The organism is Streptomyces sp. NPDC093149 (genome assembly GCF_044754145.1).
Lineage (GTDB): Bacteria > Actinomycetota > Actinomycetes > Streptomycetales > Streptomycetaceae > Streptomyces.
In genome coordinates, this window is sequence record NZ_JBIVON010000005.1 from 170,966 (window position 1) to 185,351 (window position 14,386).

Below are 14,386 nucleotides of genomic sequence, written 5' to 3' on the forward strand. Positions count from 1 at the left end.
GTTGTTTCGAAGTGGGGAGCAGGTGGGGGCGCGTACCCATGCGGCCCCGACTCCCCCGGTTGGGGGTGAAACCGTCGTGCTGTTCGCCGACCGCGTGGACGCGGGAGCGCAACTGGCCGAGGCGCTGCGGCATCTGGAGCGGGAGAACCCCGTCGTGCTGGGTCTGCCCCGCGGCGGCGTCCCGGTGGCGTTCCAGGTGGCACAGATGCTCGGCGCCCGACTCGATGTGATCGTGGTCCGCAAGCTCGGTGTGCCGCACCACGAGGAGGTGGCGTTCGGCGCCATCGGCGAGGGCGGGGTACGGGTCATCAACGAGGACGTCGTCGGTCATGTCCGGGTCGGGAAGCAGGACCTCGCGGCGATCGAACGGGTCGAGACGGCGGAGCTCGCACGACGGGCGCAGACCTACCGCGCGGGCCGGCCGCGGACTCCGCTCGAAGGCCGGACCGTGATCGTCGTGGACGACGGCGTCGCGACCGGTGCGACGGCCGCGGCGGCCTGCCGGGTCGTACGGGCCCAGCATCCGGCGCGCCTGGTGGCGGCCGTACCGGTGGCGCCGCCCGACGCGGTCGCCCGGCTGCGGGAGACCGCGGACGAAGTGGTGTGCCTGTCGACGCCGCACCTGTTCTACGCCGTCGGCGAGTGGTACCGCGACTTCTCGCAGACCTCCGACGAGGAGGTCGTCTCCCTGCTGGCCCAGGCCGAGTACAGCGGACACGCGACGCCGGGCACCGACTGAGCGACCGACGACCGGCCGACACCCGGCATCGCTCCCCCGTGCCCGCGCGCGGCTCTCGAACCGCCCCGGACCGCCCCCGGGGACCGGGGTCGGAGTCCGGCGTCGGGCGGGGTCACGCGCCCCGGCGGACCAGCTCCGGAGGCGTCCACGCGGCATGGCGCAGGATCGTGCGGACCGTCGCGCCGGACGGCGCCAGCCGGAGCGCGGTGTTGCGCACGGCGACCGCGACCGGATGGCTCAGCTGCTGGCCCATCCGTCCGGCCCGGCGCGCGGCGCGGGCGACCGACTGGCTGCGGGGCCGGCGCTCGGCGTCGTAACGCAGCAGTGCGGCCTCGACGGTGTCCTCGGCCGACAGCGCGGCGGCCAGCGTCACCGCGTCCTCCAGCGCCTGGCAGGCCCCCTGGCCTAGATGGGGCGTCATGGCATGGGCGGCGTCGCCCAGGAGGACGACGCGACCGGCGGTGTAGGCGGGCAGCGGGGTCACCAGCTCGGTCACGTCGTGGTGCAGGACGGCGTCGGGCCTTGTCGCCTCCAGCAGGGCGGGGACGGGGGCGTGCCAGCCGCCGAACCGACGGCGCACCTCGGCGAGGGGGTCCGGGTGGCGCACACCGGCGGGCGCGTTGAGCACCGCGTGCCACTCGGCCCGGCCGTCGGCGAAGGCGATGTGGCCGAACTCGGCGCCCCGGCCCCAGGTCAGTTCGAAGTCGCTCCGCAGATCGACGGGGCGCTCGGTGATGGCGCGCAGGACGGTCGACCCGCTGTGGACGGGGCCGGGGTGGCCGGGGAAGAGCTGACCGCGCAGCCGGCTGGACACGCCGTCGGCGGCCACCACCAGATCCGCGTCGAGGGCGGCCTCGCCGAAGCGCGCCCGCACCCGTCCGGGCCCGGTCCCCTCGACGCTCCTCACCTCGGCTCCGACGACCAGGGATCCGGGCGGCAGGGCCTCGCGCAGCAGGCGGTGGAGCGTGGCGCGGGGGATGCCGACGATCGGGGTTCCCAGCTCGCGCTCCAGCGCGGCCCCGTCCATCCCCGCGAGCCGGCGGCCATCGGGGGTGCGGGTGCCCCCGGTGTACTGGGGCCGCGCGGCCGCGCGTACCGCCTCGCCCACGCCGAGCACGTCCAGGGCCCGGATGCCGTTCGCGTGCAGGGAGATGCCCGCGCCCGCGTCGTCGAGGACCCGGGAGCGTTCGACGACCGTCACCTCCCAGCCGATGAGACGCAGTCCGATCGCGGCCGAGAGACCGCCGATTCCGCCGCCGACGACCACCGCGCTCTTGCCCATGTCAGGTCCCCTCGTCCGCCGCACCACGGCTTTCTACAGCTGTAGAAAGAGGATACCGCCCGCTCTCTACAGGTGTAGAAAGGGGTGGTGACAACAGATCGACGAACCGTCCTCGCCGACGCGGCCATCGGCGTGCTGGCCGATTCCGGGATGCGGGGCCTGACCCACCGGGCCGTGGACCGGGCGGCGGGCCTGCCGCCCGGGACGACCTCGGCGTACTTCCGCACGCGCCGGGCGCTGCTCACCGCGCTCGTCCGCCGGCTCGTCGCCATCGACCAGGCGGAGCTCCGCACGGCCGGGGAGGACGCACCGGCGCCACGGGACGCGGACGAACTGACGGACGGGCTCGCCGCGTTCGTCGAGCGGCGGCTCTCGGGGGAGGGGCGGCGGCGGACGATCGCGCGCCACGCCTGCGCCGTCGAGAGCGTGCGCCATCCGGAGCTGCGCGAGATCCTCGTGCCGCGCGAGAACGCGGCCCGGGACCGTGTGCGGGAGTTCCTGGCCGCACACGGTGTCGCCGACGTCGAGGGCCGCACCCTCACCCTGCTGGCATGCGTGGACGGACTGGTCTTCGACCGGCTGGTCGGCGGCGGGGACGTGTCCCGCGAGGAGATCCGGGGGCTGGTCACGGCGGCCCTGCCGGAGTCCGCCGGGGGATAGCGGGCCGGGAGAACGGGACACCATCAGCCGGCCGGGAGAGCGGGCCACGGGGCAGCGGGCCGGGGCCGCGCCGCCCGGCCCGCTCATCGCGTCGCCCCGGACCGCTCGGAGCCTGTCGGATGACCTTCGGCCTGCTCCTCCCGCTCAGTCCGCGCAGTACGCGTCCCGCTCCGGCCGCACCCCCGTCGTCAGGAACGTGGTGACCGCCCTGTCGCCACAGGCGTTGCCGTTGCCCAGGTAGACACTGTGTCCTCCGTGGTCGACGGCGACGAGGCGGGCCCGGTCGCCGAGGGCCTCACGCATCTTCAGGGCGCCGGAATACGGGGTCGCCGGGTCGCGCAGGCCCTGGATCATCAGGATGTTGGACGGCCCCTCGTCCGTGATCCTGGTCGGCCGGTCCACGGGGGCGTCCTTCCAGAAGGCGCACGGAGTGATGTTCGCCGTCATTCCGGCGGTGAGCGGGTGCTTCACGCGGTCGGCGGCGACGGCGCGCCGGTACGACGGGACGCTGCCCGGCCAGCGCACGTCGTTGCAGATCACGCCGACCGTGACCGCCGCGTCCCGGTCCGGCATCGGCCCGGCCAGTTCGGCAGGCAGGACGGGCTTCAACGACGCGTCCCGGGCCTCCTGGACGAGCCCGGCCAACCGGGCGAAGGCGCTGTCCCTGTACAGGGCGAGCTGGATCGCCTGCCGCAGCCGGTTGCCGGTCAGCGGGACGCCCGCCGTGGTGGACTCCTTCGGCTCGCGGTCCAGTCGCGCCGCCAGCTCCAGGACCAACGGCCGCACGTCCTCGGCGCGTTCGGCCAGCCGCAGCCCCTCCGCCTCCCGGGCCGGATCCGCGGCCCATCGCGCGAAATCGGGGAAGCGGTCGTCCGCGCCCACCGCCATGTTCGCCAGCCAGCCCTTCTCGACGCGGGACGGGTCGGGGTCGCCGCTGCTGTCCAGCACCAGGCGGTCCGTGTGCCGCCCGTACTTCTGGGCGTACACGGCGCCCACATACGTGCCGTACGAGGACCCCCAGGCCGACAGCTTCTCCTCGCCCAGCGCCTGCCGGAAGCGGTCGATGTCCCGCACCTCGTTGGCCGTGGTCAGGCTCCGCAGCACCGCTCCCCCGTTGCGGGCACACGCTTGTGCGATCCGCCGCGACCGCTCCACGTTCTCGGTGATCGAACCGTCGGCGGCGGGCCAGGACCGCAGGTTCACCATCTCCCGGTCCTCCGGGGCGAGCCCGCAGCTCGCCTTCGTGCTGCCGCCGACGCCGCGCGGGTCGAGGCTCACGATGTCGTACTGCCCGGCCGTCTCCCGCCGCAGCTCCTCCCCCTTCTGTGTCACCCGCTGCACCCCGGACGAGCCGGGGCCGCCGGGGATCACCAGCAGCGTGCCGCGCCGGGCCGAGGGACGGTCGCTGCGCAGCCGGGTCACGGCGAGGGTGAGCTGCGGACCGTCCGGGGACCGGTAGTCGAGCGGTACGGGCAGCTCGGCGCACTCCTGCGCGGCGGGGCCGCCGGACTCGGCGCAGGGCCGCCAGTCGAGTGCGGGTAAGGCGCCACCGGCGTGGGCCGGCGGGGCCGCGGCTCCGGTGAGAGCGGTGGCGGCAACGGTGACGGACAGGGCGATGAACGCTGCGGATCTGCGGTGGGTCGTCATGCTGCAAGCCTTGTCGAACCGAGGGCCCCGGCCCATCCGGGAGACACGACGGCGAACGGTGGGGCTACCCCCCGGACTCCCGCCCAGGAACCGGTGGTTGACCCTGCCGGGAATTCACCGCGAGAACAGCGGGTCGCGCACCCGGCCCCGCGACCGGACGCCGGCGACGACGGTCGGCGTCCCCTGCCACCGCAATGCGAGGCGATGGCAGAGGAACGCCGTTGAGGAGGGGCCGTCACCGGGCGTCGGGCGATTCAACCCGGTCCACGCCGGCAGCGGTCCGTCAGCCGTCGACCCTAGGCACCCCGCCCGCCCCGTGCCGCACACCACGCCAACGGCCCGTCCGGCACCACTCCAACAGCAGGCGGCGGGGCGTGCACGGGCCCGGTCGTCCCCCGTGGGTGGCCTTCGGACGCAAGGGCTCCCCCGCAGGCGCTCTCCGTACAATCCGCGTACGGCGTGACAGGCATGGCCCGAACGAGAGGTTCCTCCAGTGTCAGTCAACAGCACCACCGCGTCGTCGCGACCCGTCACCGTCGTCACCGGTGGCAGCCGCGGCATCGGTGCCGCGACCTGTGTCCGCCTCGCGTCCGAGGGGCATGACCTCGCCCTGGGCTTCGTGAGCGACGCCGAGGCCGCCGAGCGGACCGCGGCGGCGGTCCGGGCCGCGGGGGCACGCTGCGTCACGGTGCGGGTGGACACCTCCGTGGAGGCCGACGTGGAACGGCTCTTCGACACCGCCGCCGCGCAGCTCGGCCCCGTCACCGGGCTGGTCAACAACGCGGGAGTGACGGGACCTCTGGGGCGGCTCGTCGACACCTCCGCCCGGACGCTGCGTCAGGTCCTCGACGTGAACGTCCTCGGCTATCTGCTGTGCTGCCGCCGGGCCGCCAAGGACATGGCGGCCACCGGTTCCGGAGCGATCGTCAATGTCTCCTCGGCCGCCGCCACCCTCGGCAGCCCCGGGGACTTCGTCCACTACGCCGCGACGAAGGGGGCGACGGACACCCTGACGATCGGGCTGTCCAAGGAACTGGGGGCCGACGGCATCCGGGTCAACGCGGTCGCCCCGGGAATGATCGACACCGACATGCACACCACGGCGGGCGACCCGGGCCGCGCGGACGCCGCCGTGCCCGGCATCCCGCTCGGCCGCGTCGGAGCCGCCCCGGAGATCGCGGCCGCCATCGCGTGGCTGCTGTCCCCCGAGGCGTCCTATGTGACCGGAGCGGTGCTCCGGGTCGCGGGCGGACGGTGACGGGAGGGCCACGGGCCGCCGTCGGGGCCACGCGCCGCGACACGCCTCACACTCACTGACCCACCGGTCAGTTGATGGTGGCCTGACCAGCGGTCATAATGCTGGTGTAGCCCTTCACGCATCCCCCGTCGTGAAGGGCTACACCACTATGCGAAGCATGCCCCTTTTACTCATGCAGACTTCACGGGCAGGGGACTCCCCTCGCGGTTCCCTGCCCGTGTTTTTTCGAGTTAACAGTGACGTAGAGTGTTTGCGCAAGCCCGCTCCCGTACCACCGACCGCACTCAGGACGCCCCGTCAGGGTTCGTTACAGTACGAGCCCGTTGACCGAATCACAGACCGCGCGGCGCCGGTCGGGCGTGCGGATACGTGGGGGACCGGATGGACGGCGGCAAGGAACGTGTGCCGGAGCTGCGGACGTTGCAGCAGAAGGTCGAGTACATGGTGGAGAAGACGTTCCCCGGCCAGAAGGTCTCGGGACGGGTCTTCGCCGATCTGGTCAGGGAACGCGGCGGTTCCCTCTCGCACAGCTACTTCTCCAACATTCTCGCCGGAAAGGTCACCCAGCCCTCCGAGGACATCCTCAAGGCGCTCGGTCTGGGCTTCGGCGTGGACTGGCGGTTCTTCAAGGAGGAGTCCGAGGTCGTCGACGACGTCGTCGCCGGACTCCAGTTCCTCGCGAAGCGGCGTACGGGGGAGATCAGCGGACTGGCCGGGCGCGGCCTCGACGAGGACGGACTCCCGCCGGAGCTGCTGCAGTTCGCGCTCTCCCTGCTGGAGGACGCCAAGGGGCGGCGGAACACCGCCGACGGTGGCGGCGCCCCCTTCGGCGAGCCGGAGAAGTAGGTCCTCATGTCGCTGCGCCAACTGCGCAAGGAGTGCGAGGCCGGGCTGGCCGACCTGCCCATCCCCGCCCCCTTCTCCATCGACGCACTGGTGGCGAACATGGAGGCGGCCCGCGGCCGCACCATCGTGCTGCACGAGATGCCCGACCGGCTGGCCCGCGTCAACGCCGCCTGCGGTCTGCGGCTGAAGACCGGCGGGACCAGCTTCGTGCTCTACCGGCGCCGCCCGACCGCGTACCAGACCCAGCACGTCATCCTGCACGAGTTGTGCCACGAGTGGTTCGACCACGGCACCTCCCTCGATCCGGAACAGCTCCGGCGGCTGCTGCCGGTCTTCGACACCTCGCTGATCACCCGGGTCCTCGGCACCGAGGCCCCGCCGCGGCCCCCCGCGGCCGCCGGTGCTCCGCGGCCGGTGGCCGCCACGATCGCCGACGCTCTCCGCTCGGGCGACGGCACCGTGCAGGCCCGCGCGCAGTACGACACCCACGACGAACGCATGGCCGAGTTCGGCGCCTCGCTCATTCCCCGCATGGCCCGGGACGTGACGAGCGACGACATGGTGGGGCGCCTGGCGAACTCCCTCTCCCGGCCCGTCGCCAACCGCCGCCGCGGTCTGTTCCGCCGCACCTGACACCGAACGGTCCCCAGCCCCCCACTCCCGAGGATTCCGCCGTGACCCCGCTCGATCTCGCCGGCTATCTCGTAGCGGCTCTGATGACGGCCGTCGCCCTGTGGCGCATGCCGGCCGCCCTGTGGGGCGACGAGGAAGACAAGCGCCGCCGGGCCCTGTGGGGCTGCTACGCGGGATTCGCCGCGGCCCTGTGGACCAAGACCCGGGCCGTGCGCATCGCCCTCAACGACAGCGCCGTCACCGACCTCGCCGTGCTCATCAAGCACTACACGGCGACGATCGCGATCCTGGCGATCCTCAGCTACATCGTCGCGATCTACGGCCGGTACCCCGACGCCGGAGCCGTTCCGCGCCATGTGCGCTTCGCCCGCACCATCCAGCGGGTGGCGGCCAAGGCGTCGGTCGCCACGCTGATCCTGCTGACCGTGCTGTTCTTCACCGTCGTCGACCGTTCCGTACCCTCGGACCGCTTCGTCGCCGACCACGCGGGACAGTGGGGCGCCACCCTGTACATGAGCGTGTTCTACCTCTACCTGGGCACCGCGTCCGCCGTCTGCGCCTACCAGTGGGCGCTGGCCACCGCCGGTGCCGGGCTGCGCCATCTGCGCGTGGGCCTCGGGATGATGACCTCCGCCATGTTCATCGGGGTCGGGTACACCGTCAGCCGGACCCTGTTCCTGTGGGTCGGTGTCGTCGACACCCCGAGCGAGGACTTCGCCCTGAAGTTCGACGAGATCACCGAGGCGGCGCAGGTGGTGCTCTTCGCCCTCTTCGCGGTGGGTGCCTCCATTCCCGCCCTCAGCAGGGGACAGCGGCGCGCGAAACTGTGGCGGGCCCAGGTCGAACTGCACGGCCTCTGGTCCGAGTTGATGACGGCCTTCCCCGAGCAGCCCTTCGACCCGCCGGCCTCGCTGGCCCGCGAGCTGACCCGCTTCGACACCCCCGCGGACCTGCGAGTCGACCGCTGGGCCGCCGATATCGCGGACGCCGTCGAGAAGCTGCGCCACTACGTCCCCGACACCCTGCTCCCGGCCGCCAGGGCCGCCGCCGCGGACGGCACCCGCGCCGACGGCCCGGACGACGGGAGGGCCGGACCGCTCGCCGAGGCGTACTGGATCAAGGCGGCGCTGCGGGCCAGGAGCAGCGGAGCGCCCGCCTCGGGCGCCGCGACCGTCGAGGACCAGCACGCCACCGACCAGGACGGCGAGGTGGCCTGGCTGGTCCGGGTGGCCGCCGCCTACCGGACGGTCACTCAGGACCGGGCGGAGCAGGTGCTGGCCCGTGCCGTGTCCGCCGCGTCGGCAGAATCCGCGCAGTCCGCGGCGGACACCGGAACCACCGCCCGCACCCCGTCCCTGGAGGAGACAGCATGACGTCCACCGACACCACAGCAACGGCCGGTCCCACCGGTGCGACCGACGCCGCCGCCTCACCGCGCACCGGCACCGCGCGCACCGTCACCGACGTCTTCCAGCCGCGCAATCTGCTGCTGGTCGGCATGCTCGGCATCGGCCTGGCCGCCGCCGGTCACTGGACCGGACTCCTGTGGGGCCTGCTCGGCGCCCTGTGCGCCGGGATCATTCCCGCCGGGTACATCGAATGGGAGCGGGGGCGCGGCACCTGGGGCGACCGTCATGTCGTCGACCGCACCAAACGGGCCCCGATCTTCTTCGTCATCCTCGGCTCCATAGGCACCGGTTCACTGGTGATGGTCCTGGGCCACGCCCCCACCGGCATCCTCGTGGCGATGCTCGCCCTCTGGGCGATGACGGTGATCCTGCTGGCCGTCAACACCGTCTGGAAGATCTCGGTGGACGCCGCCGTCGCCTCGGCCGTCGTCGCGCTGCCCGCCGTGGTCCACTCCCCGTGGTGGCTGCTCGCGTACGCGATGACCGTCGCGGTGTGCTGGTCGCGTGTCGCGCTCGGGTACCACTCGGTGGCGCAGACGGTCGCCGGAGCGTTGCTGGGGGCCGCGACGGCGGGCACGTTCCTGTTCGTCTGAGAGCCTGTCGGGTGACCGCGTCCGCCCGGCCGGAGGTCACCCGACAGGCTCTGAGCGGCGTTCGACGGCACGGCCCGGCCACGGACCGGGTGATGACGCAAGGACCACCGTTGAACCGACCGCCCCCGGGGTACAGGTGCCCCGTGCCGAACTTCGAGATCACCACCGCAAGCGCCGACGACCTCACGATGCTGGCCGAATGGGCCCACGAGGAGAGCTGGAACCCCGGGCTGACCGACCGTCACGCCTTCTTCGCCACGGACCCGCGCGGCTTCCTTGTCGGCCGGCTCGACGGCACTCCGGTCTCCTGCGTCTCCGTGGTCCGCTACGGCCGCGACTTCGGGTTCCTGGGTTTCTACCTCACCCGCCCCGAGCTGCGCGGCCAGGGCTACGGCAGCCGGCTGTGGCGGGCCGGCATGGCACGGCTGGACGGGCGCAACGTCGGGCTGGACGGTGTCGTGGCCCAACAGCCCAACTACCGCAGATCCGGCTTCCGTTCCGTCTGGACGAACATGCGTTACGAGGGCCGGCCGCCCGCCGGGCTGCCCGTCCCGCCCGGCACCGCCCTGGTCGACGCCCGCTCCGTCCCGTTCGACCGGCTGGCCTCCTACGACCGCCGCTTCTTCCCCGCCGACCGCGACAGCTTCCTCGCCCCGTGGATCGCCGGTCCCGGGCGCACCTCGCTCGCCGCCGTCCGCGACGGGGAGCTGCAGGGCCTCGCCGTGACGCGCCCCTGCCGTACGTCGTCCCGCATCGGTCCCGTGTACGCCCGGTCGCCCGAGGTGGCCGCTGCCCTCGTCAGCGCGCTCGCGGCCACCGATCCGGACACCCCGGTGGCGATCGACGTACCCGACGTCAACCCGGCGGCCGTGCGCCTCGCGGAACAGCTGGGGCTCACCCCCTCGTTCGAGACCGCCCGGATGTACACGGGCCCGTCACCGGATGTCGACCACACCGGCCTGTTCGGCATCACCAGCCTGGAGCTGGGCTGACCGGCCCCGGGTGCCGGGCGGCGTCCCGGGTCAGGGGGTGGTGCGGGGCCGGGTGCGCGAGGCCAGCACGGCTATGTCGTCCTCCGCGCCCGGCCCGAACCGCCGCAGGACGCCGTCCAGCAGTTCGTCGAGGCTCCCGCCCGCGGGCAGCGTCAGTTCCCTGAGGCGGGCGACGGAGACGTCGATGTCCTCCCCGCGCCGCTCCACCAGGCCGTCGGTGTACAGGAACAGCACCGTGCCCGGCCCGAACTCCACGGATGTCGTCCGGTACCCGCCGAACCCGGTACCGAGCGGCGGTCCCACCGGCACCTCGTCGCACACCCTGGTTCCCGCTGCTCCCGGATCGATGAGCACCGGCGGCAGATGACCGGCGCTCGCCACCTCGCACGCCCCGCCGTCCCGGTCGACGACGGCCAGCAGACAGGTCGCCGCCCGGTCCAGTCCGGACCGCTCGACCATCCGGTCCAGTTGCTCCAGGATGCGGTGCGGCGGCAGCTCGTCGTCGGCGAACATCCGCAGCAGCGAGCGGTAGTGGCTCATGGCGACCGCCGCCTCCACCCCGTGGCCCATCACATCGCCCATCGCCTTCAGATGCCGTCCGTCCCGCAGCGGGATCACGTCGAACCAGTCGCCGCCGACCATCACGCTCCGGTCGGCCGGCAGATAGCGGGTGGCGATCTCGATGTGCGGGTGCGGCGGGCGCGGCTCGGACAGCAGGGCGCGCTGCAGCTCCAGAGCGATGGTGTGCTCGTGGCCGAACCGGCGGGCGTGGTCGAGGTCGACGGCGGCGCGGCCGGCGAGTTCCCGGGCGACCACCACGTCCTCGTCCGTGAAGTCCGGTGAGTTCCCCGCCCGGATCAGGCCGAGGATGCCGAGCGGACGGCTGCGTACGGTGAGGGGCACGATGACCGCCGAATGCATCCCGAGGGCACGGTAGGCGGCGACCCGGTCGGGAGCGGGGGCGGAGCGCCTGAGCTGTTCGTCGGTGGTGCGGTTCTCCACGACCGGCTGGTTGGTCGCCAGACAGCGCTGTACGGCCGCGCCTTCCTGGTAGTCGATGTACTCACCGGTCAGCCCGAACGCCGGCAGCTCGGCGCGCAGCCCGGTCACCGCCGTCAGCGCCGCCCTGCGCAGCCGCAGCACACCGGCGGGCGCGGGGCGTACCGGAGCGGCGATATCGGGCGGGAACACCTCGACCGTGGCGAGGTCCGCCAGGCCCGGTACGACGAGGTCGACGAGTTCCGAGCAGGTGGTGTCCATGTCGAGCGTGGTGCCGATCCGGGTGGCCGCCATGTCGAGCAGGGTCAGGTGCCGCCGGGCCTGCGCCAGCTCCTCCCGTCCCCGGTCCGAGGTCATGATCTCCAGCATGATCCCGGCCAGGCCCACGATCCGCCCGCCGACCTCCAGCCGGTGGTACACCCCGTGCCAGTACCGTCGGCCGGTGCCCGCCGCGGCGGTGAATCCGCTGGAGGTGATCTCACGGGGTTTCCCGTCGGCGAGCACGGCCCGCATCATGTCCTCGCCGGCGTCGACCCCGGGCAGGACCTCGGAGACGGTGCGTCCGAGGTGTTCGGCGGCCGGAACCCCGTTGAGCCGTTCGAGGGCGGGGTTGACGTACAGATACCGCAGCCCCAAGTCGAGGACACCCACCCCGGCCATGGTGTCCTCGACCAGAGCCACCAGGCTCGCCGGGTCGAACGGCATGGCGCCGTGGGCGTACGCATCGGTCTGCACGTCGACCTCCTGGGGCGGGGGCACGGGCCTCCCGCAGCCCGGCCTTCAATCGTCGGCCGCCCACCCGCGCGGCGCATCCGCAGCCGGATCCCGCCGCGCCCTCGTCCGCCGGGCGGGCCCGGCCGCCCTCCCGCGTGCACGCGGCGCCTCCCGCGGGGAACGGCCCGCACATGGCCGCCGGGCCCCGGGCGCGTGCACGCCCGGAACTCCGGCGGCGGGGATTCCGGCAGTCGCGGCTCAGGTGAGCGGGTGCGATGTCCGGCCGGACGCCTCGTCTATCTCGTCGTGCGCCTTCGTCAGCATCTTCATCGCCAGCTCATTGAGCGCTCTGGCTCCCGCGATCTCCTCGCCCACCCGCGGCTGATCCTTGTCGGAGGGGTGACGGCTCGCATACCCGTGGGCCCGCACCTCGTTCCCGTCCGGAAGCCGGACCAGAGCGGCCGCGCGGGTGCGGTGGGTGTCCTCCTCGAATTCCAGGTCCACATGCCACCCGACAGTTGTCTGCACCATGACGATCACCTCCCTACCAGGGTGCGCCCGTTCCCCCGCCCCTGCACCACGGCGCCGCCCCCGGAAACGAGCGTGACCCCGGCGCCGCGAGCCGTCACGCCCCGGACCCCGGCCGCCCGCGTCCGGACGGGGCGTGGTCCCGTCGGCCGAGATCGAGCCGGTCCAGGTCGAGGGTCCCGTCCGTCGCGGGGGCGGCCAGGGGCAGGCGGAGCGCCGTCGTGACCGCGCCGGGCAGCGGGCCCAGGCCCAGCAGACCGGTGACGACACATGTCGTCAGCTCGTGCCAGGCACCGGCGCGCCGCAGCATCGCGTGGTCGCTGCCCCGGATCGCGATCAGACAGGCGTGGGCACCGGCCCGGCGGGCACGGGCGGTGAAGGACTGGGACTCCCGGGGACTGGTGACCCGGTCGCGGGTGCTGTGCAGCAGAACGACATCGCGGCCGGCGAGCTGGGTGACCGGATCGTCGGCCGGACACCACGGGGCGAGGCCCACCACGCCGCGTACCAGCGGATGGCCGGCGGCGCGCAGGGCGGCGCGGGCGCCCATCGAGTGGCCGACCAGGACCACCGGGATCTCACCGGCCTCGCGGCGCAGGGCGTCGAGCGCGCGTACGGCGTCGTGGTACGGGTCCTCGCGGGGGCCGTTCCAGCCGCGGTGGGTGTAGCGGGCGGGGCGTACGAGGATGTCCGCCGCGCCGTCGCCCGTCGCCCCGGCGAGGGCCCGCGCGAAGGGACGCATCCGCGCGGCGGGCAGGTTCAGCGGGCCGGGCGGGGGCGGGCCCAGGCCCGTCTCACGGCCGCCGTGCAGCAGGAGCACGGCGGCGGAGGGTGGTCGTCGGTCTGGCATGGGTACCTCCTGGTGCGGGGGGCCGGTCCCGTGACGAGCATGCTGTACGGAGCACCACCCGGAACACTTCCGCAGCACCGAACCTCGGAGGAACCGACATGGGATCGTCACCGCAAATCGGCCGGACCGCACCGGACTTCACGCTGCCGGGCGGCACGCTCACCGGCGAGACGTTCGAGCGCCGCGACCACACCCTCTCCGCGGCGCGGGGGCGTGCCGTGGTCCTCGCGTTCTACCCGGGCGACAACACGGCCGTGTGCACCAAGCAGCTCTGCTCGTACTCCTCGGGCATGCAGACCTTCGAGGGACTCGACGCGGAGGTCTGGGGAATCAGTCCACAGGGTGTGGACAGTCATGAGTCCTTCGCCCGCGCCCACGGACTGCGGATGCCGCTGCTCGCGGACGCCGGACGGGAGACCGCCCGCGCGTACGGCGTCGCGGCGCCCGGGATCGGGGTGCGCCGCGCGGTCTTCCTCATCGGGCCGGACGGCGTAGTGCGCTGGAAGCATGTGGCGCTCCTCGGAGCCACGTTCCAGTCCCTGGACACGTTGGCCGAACAGCTGTCCGGCATCAAAACCGCATAAAGATTGCCGGAACCCGGCAGTGTCCGTTGCCGGGCGCGTATGGGAGCATGCAGCCAGTTCGACGGAAATGTTCGGGGGAGACATGCGCGGGGGATTCCGGGGACCGGGGAAGGTGATCACGTGACGTTGTTTCTCGGTCTCGGAATCGCGGGAATCGTCCTGCTCGCCCTGTCCCTGATCTTCGACGGGATCCTCGAAGGGCTTTTCGGAGGCGTACTGGACGGCCTCTTCGACGGCCTCCTGTCCCTCCCCGTCATCGCCGGATTCCTCTCCATGCTCGGCTTCGGCGGCGCGATCGTGCTCGGCACCACCGGCGCGGGCACGGTCGTCGCCACCGCGGCCGGAGTGCTGGCGGGAATCGTCGCGGCCTGGCTGACCTGGAAGTTCAGCCAGGCCCTGATGAGGGACCAGACCAGCACCACACCACGCGGCGAGGATCTCGTCGGCACGTCCGGGTCGGTCGTCACGGCCATCCCGGCCGACGGCTACGGCGAGGTCCTCCTGCGGCTCGCGGGCCAGCCCGTGAAGCTGGCGGCGAAGAGCCCGGTGCCGGTCGCACGCGGCACCGAGATCTGGGTGGAGGCGGCGCTGTCGACCACCTCGGTCGCGGTGCGCCCCGTCGAGCGCTGAGCACCGTCAGCCGTCACACCGT

General features: G+C 73.1%; 14 protein-coding genes and 1 pseudogene. 10 read left to right on the forward strand and 5 right to left on the reverse strand.

From position 1 onward, the window contains the following. Nucleotides 1–76 precede the first annotated feature (76 nt). A pseudogene (locus ACIQCZ_RS17320) lies at nt 77–703 on the forward strand (phosphoribosyltransferase); the annotation flags it as partial. A gap of 148 nt (nt 704–851) precedes the next feature. Here ACIQCZ_RS17320 and ACIQCZ_RS17325 read toward each other — a convergent pair. After that, nucleotides 852–2,021 (reverse strand): FAD-dependent monooxygenase, encoded by a 1,170-nt coding sequence (locus tag ACIQCZ_RS17325; RefSeq protein WP_402283131.1) that lies wholly within the window; start codon nt 2,019–2,021, stop codon nt 852–854. Between the two features lie 87 nt (nt 2,022–2,108). Here ACIQCZ_RS17325 and ACIQCZ_RS17330 point away from each other — a divergent pair, with 87 nt between their 5' ends. Beyond that, entirely contained in the window at nt 2,109–2,681 is a 573-nt protein-coding gene (locus tag ACIQCZ_RS17330; protein ID WP_402283132.1) for a TetR/AcrR family transcriptional regulator, read from the forward strand. A gap of 144 nt (nt 2,682–2,825) precedes the next feature. Here ACIQCZ_RS17330 and ACIQCZ_RS17335 read toward each other — a convergent pair whose 3' ends face one another. Next, entirely contained in the window at nt 2,826–4,328 is a 1,503-nt protein-coding gene (locus ACIQCZ_RS17335; protein ID WP_402283134.1) for an alpha/beta hydrolase, read from the reverse strand. 493 nt (nt 4,329–4,821) lie between these two features. Between ACIQCZ_RS17335 and ACIQCZ_RS17340 the strand changes: the two genes are divergently transcribed. The 6 genes from ACIQCZ_RS17340 to ACIQCZ_RS17365 all read left to right on the forward strand — a co-directional run bounded on the left by ACIQCZ_RS17340 (nt 4,822) and on the right by ACIQCZ_RS17365 (nt 10,059). Next, on the forward strand, nt 4,822–5,586 hold the full coding sequence (locus ACIQCZ_RS17340) for an SDR family oxidoreductase (RefSeq protein WP_402283136.1): 765 nt from the start codon (nt 4,822–4,824) through the stop codon (nt 5,584–5,586). A gap of 381 nt (nt 5,587–5,967) precedes the next feature. Further along, entirely contained in the window at nt 5,968–6,432 is a 465-nt protein-coding gene (locus ACIQCZ_RS17345; RefSeq protein ID WP_402283137.1) for a hypothetical protein, read from the forward strand. Nucleotides 6,433–6,438: 6 nt separating this feature from the next. Next, the gene (locus tag ACIQCZ_RS17350; protein WP_402283138.1) at nt 6,439–7,065 is read left to right on the forward strand and encodes a toxin; all 627 of its coding nucleotides are present in this window, start codon (nt 6,439–6,441) and stop codon (nt 7,063–7,065) included. A gap of 41 nt (nt 7,066–7,106) precedes the next feature. Further along, complete coding sequence (locus tag ACIQCZ_RS17355; RefSeq protein ID WP_402283139.1) at nt 7,107–8,438, forward strand: MAB_1171c family putative transporter; 1,332 nt, start codon at nt 7,107–7,109, stop codon at nt 8,436–8,438. Further along, nucleotides 8,435–9,067, forward strand: coding sequence for a hypothetical protein (locus ACIQCZ_RS17360; RefSeq protein ID WP_402283141.1), 633 nt, complete (start codon nt 8,435–8,437; stop codon nt 9,065–9,067). The genes ACIQCZ_RS17355 and ACIQCZ_RS17360 overlap by 4 nt, the downstream gene beginning before the upstream one ends. 143 nt (nt 9,068–9,210) lie before the next feature. After that, nucleotides 9,211–10,059 carry a GNAT family N-acetyltransferase gene (locus tag ACIQCZ_RS17365; protein WP_402283143.1) on the forward strand — a complete coding sequence of 283 codons (849 nt, stop codon included), beginning with the start codon at nt 9,211–9,213 and terminating at the stop codon, nt 10,057–10,059. Nucleotides 10,060–10,089: 30 nt separating this feature from the next. Here ACIQCZ_RS17365 and ACIQCZ_RS17370 read toward each other — a convergent pair whose 3' ends face one another. From ACIQCZ_RS17370 to ACIQCZ_RS17380, 3 genes are all read right to left on the reverse strand, one after another. Continuing rightward, nucleotides 10,090–11,763, reverse strand: coding sequence for a SpoIIE family protein phosphatase (locus ACIQCZ_RS17370; protein ID WP_402283549.1), 1,674 nt, complete (start codon nt 11,761–11,763; stop codon nt 10,090–10,092). 267 nt (nt 11,764–12,030) lie between these two features. Next, entirely contained in the window at nt 12,031–12,303 is a 273-nt protein-coding gene (locus tag ACIQCZ_RS17375) for a DUF1876 domain-containing protein (protein WP_351071777.1), read from the reverse strand. 94 nt (nt 12,304–12,397) lie between these two features. Then, nucleotides 12,398–13,150, reverse strand: a complete 753-nt coding sequence (locus ACIQCZ_RS17380) for an alpha/beta fold hydrolase (RefSeq protein WP_402283145.1) — start codon at nt 13,148–13,150, stop codon at nt 12,398–12,400. Nucleotides 13,151–13,248: 98 nt separating this feature from the next. On the opposite strand from ACIQCZ_RS17380, the gene ACIQCZ_RS17385 reads away from it, so the two are divergent. Continuing rightward, nucleotides 13,249–13,734, forward strand: coding sequence for a peroxiredoxin family protein (locus ACIQCZ_RS17385; protein ID WP_402283146.1), 486 nt, complete (start codon nt 13,249–13,251; stop codon nt 13,732–13,734). Between the two features lie 120 nt (nt 13,735–13,854). After that, on the forward strand, nt 13,855–14,364 hold the full coding sequence (locus ACIQCZ_RS17390) for a hypothetical protein (RefSeq protein WP_402283148.1): 510 nt from the start codon (nt 13,855–13,857) through the stop codon (nt 14,362–14,364). The last annotated feature ends 22 nt before the right edge of the window (nt 14,365–14,386 follow it).

Bases quoted from the DNA above. Each gene is read 5' to 3' on its own strand.
- ACIQCZ_RS17325 (WP_402283131.1), bottom strand. From the start codon at position 2,021: ATGGGCAAGAGCGCGGTGGTCGTCGGCGGCGGAATCGGCGGTCTCTCG.
- ACIQCZ_RS17335 (WP_402283134.1), bottom strand. From the start codon at position 4,328: ATGACGACCCACCGCAGATCCGCAGCGTTCATCGCCCTGTCCGTCACC.
- ACIQCZ_RS17345 (WP_402283137.1), top strand. From the start codon at position 5,968: ATGGACGGCGGCAAGGAACGTGTGCCGGAGCTGCGGACGTTGCAGCAG.
- ACIQCZ_RS17350 (WP_402283138.1), top strand. From the start codon at position 6,439: ATGTCGCTGCGCCAACTGCGCAAGGAGTGCGAGGCCGGGCTGGCCGAC.
- ACIQCZ_RS17360 (WP_402283141.1), top strand. From the start codon at position 8,435: ATGACGTCCACCGACACCACAGCAACGGCCGGTCCCACCGGTGCGACC.
- ACIQCZ_RS17370 (WP_402283549.1), bottom strand. From the start codon at position 11,763: ATGCCGTTCGACCCGGCGAGCCTGGTGGCTCTGGTCGAGGACACCATG.
- ACIQCZ_RS17375 (WP_351071777.1), bottom strand. From the start codon at position 12,303: ATGGTGCAGACAACTGTCGGGTGGCATGTGGACCTGGAATTCGAGGAG.
- ACIQCZ_RS17380 (WP_402283145.1), bottom strand. From the start codon at position 13,150: ATGCCAGACCGACGACCACCCTCCGCCGCCGTGCTCCTGCTGCACGGC.
- ACIQCZ_RS17385 (WP_402283146.1), top strand. From the start codon at position 13,249: ATGGGATCGTCACCGCAAATCGGCCGGACCGCACCGGACTTCACGCTG.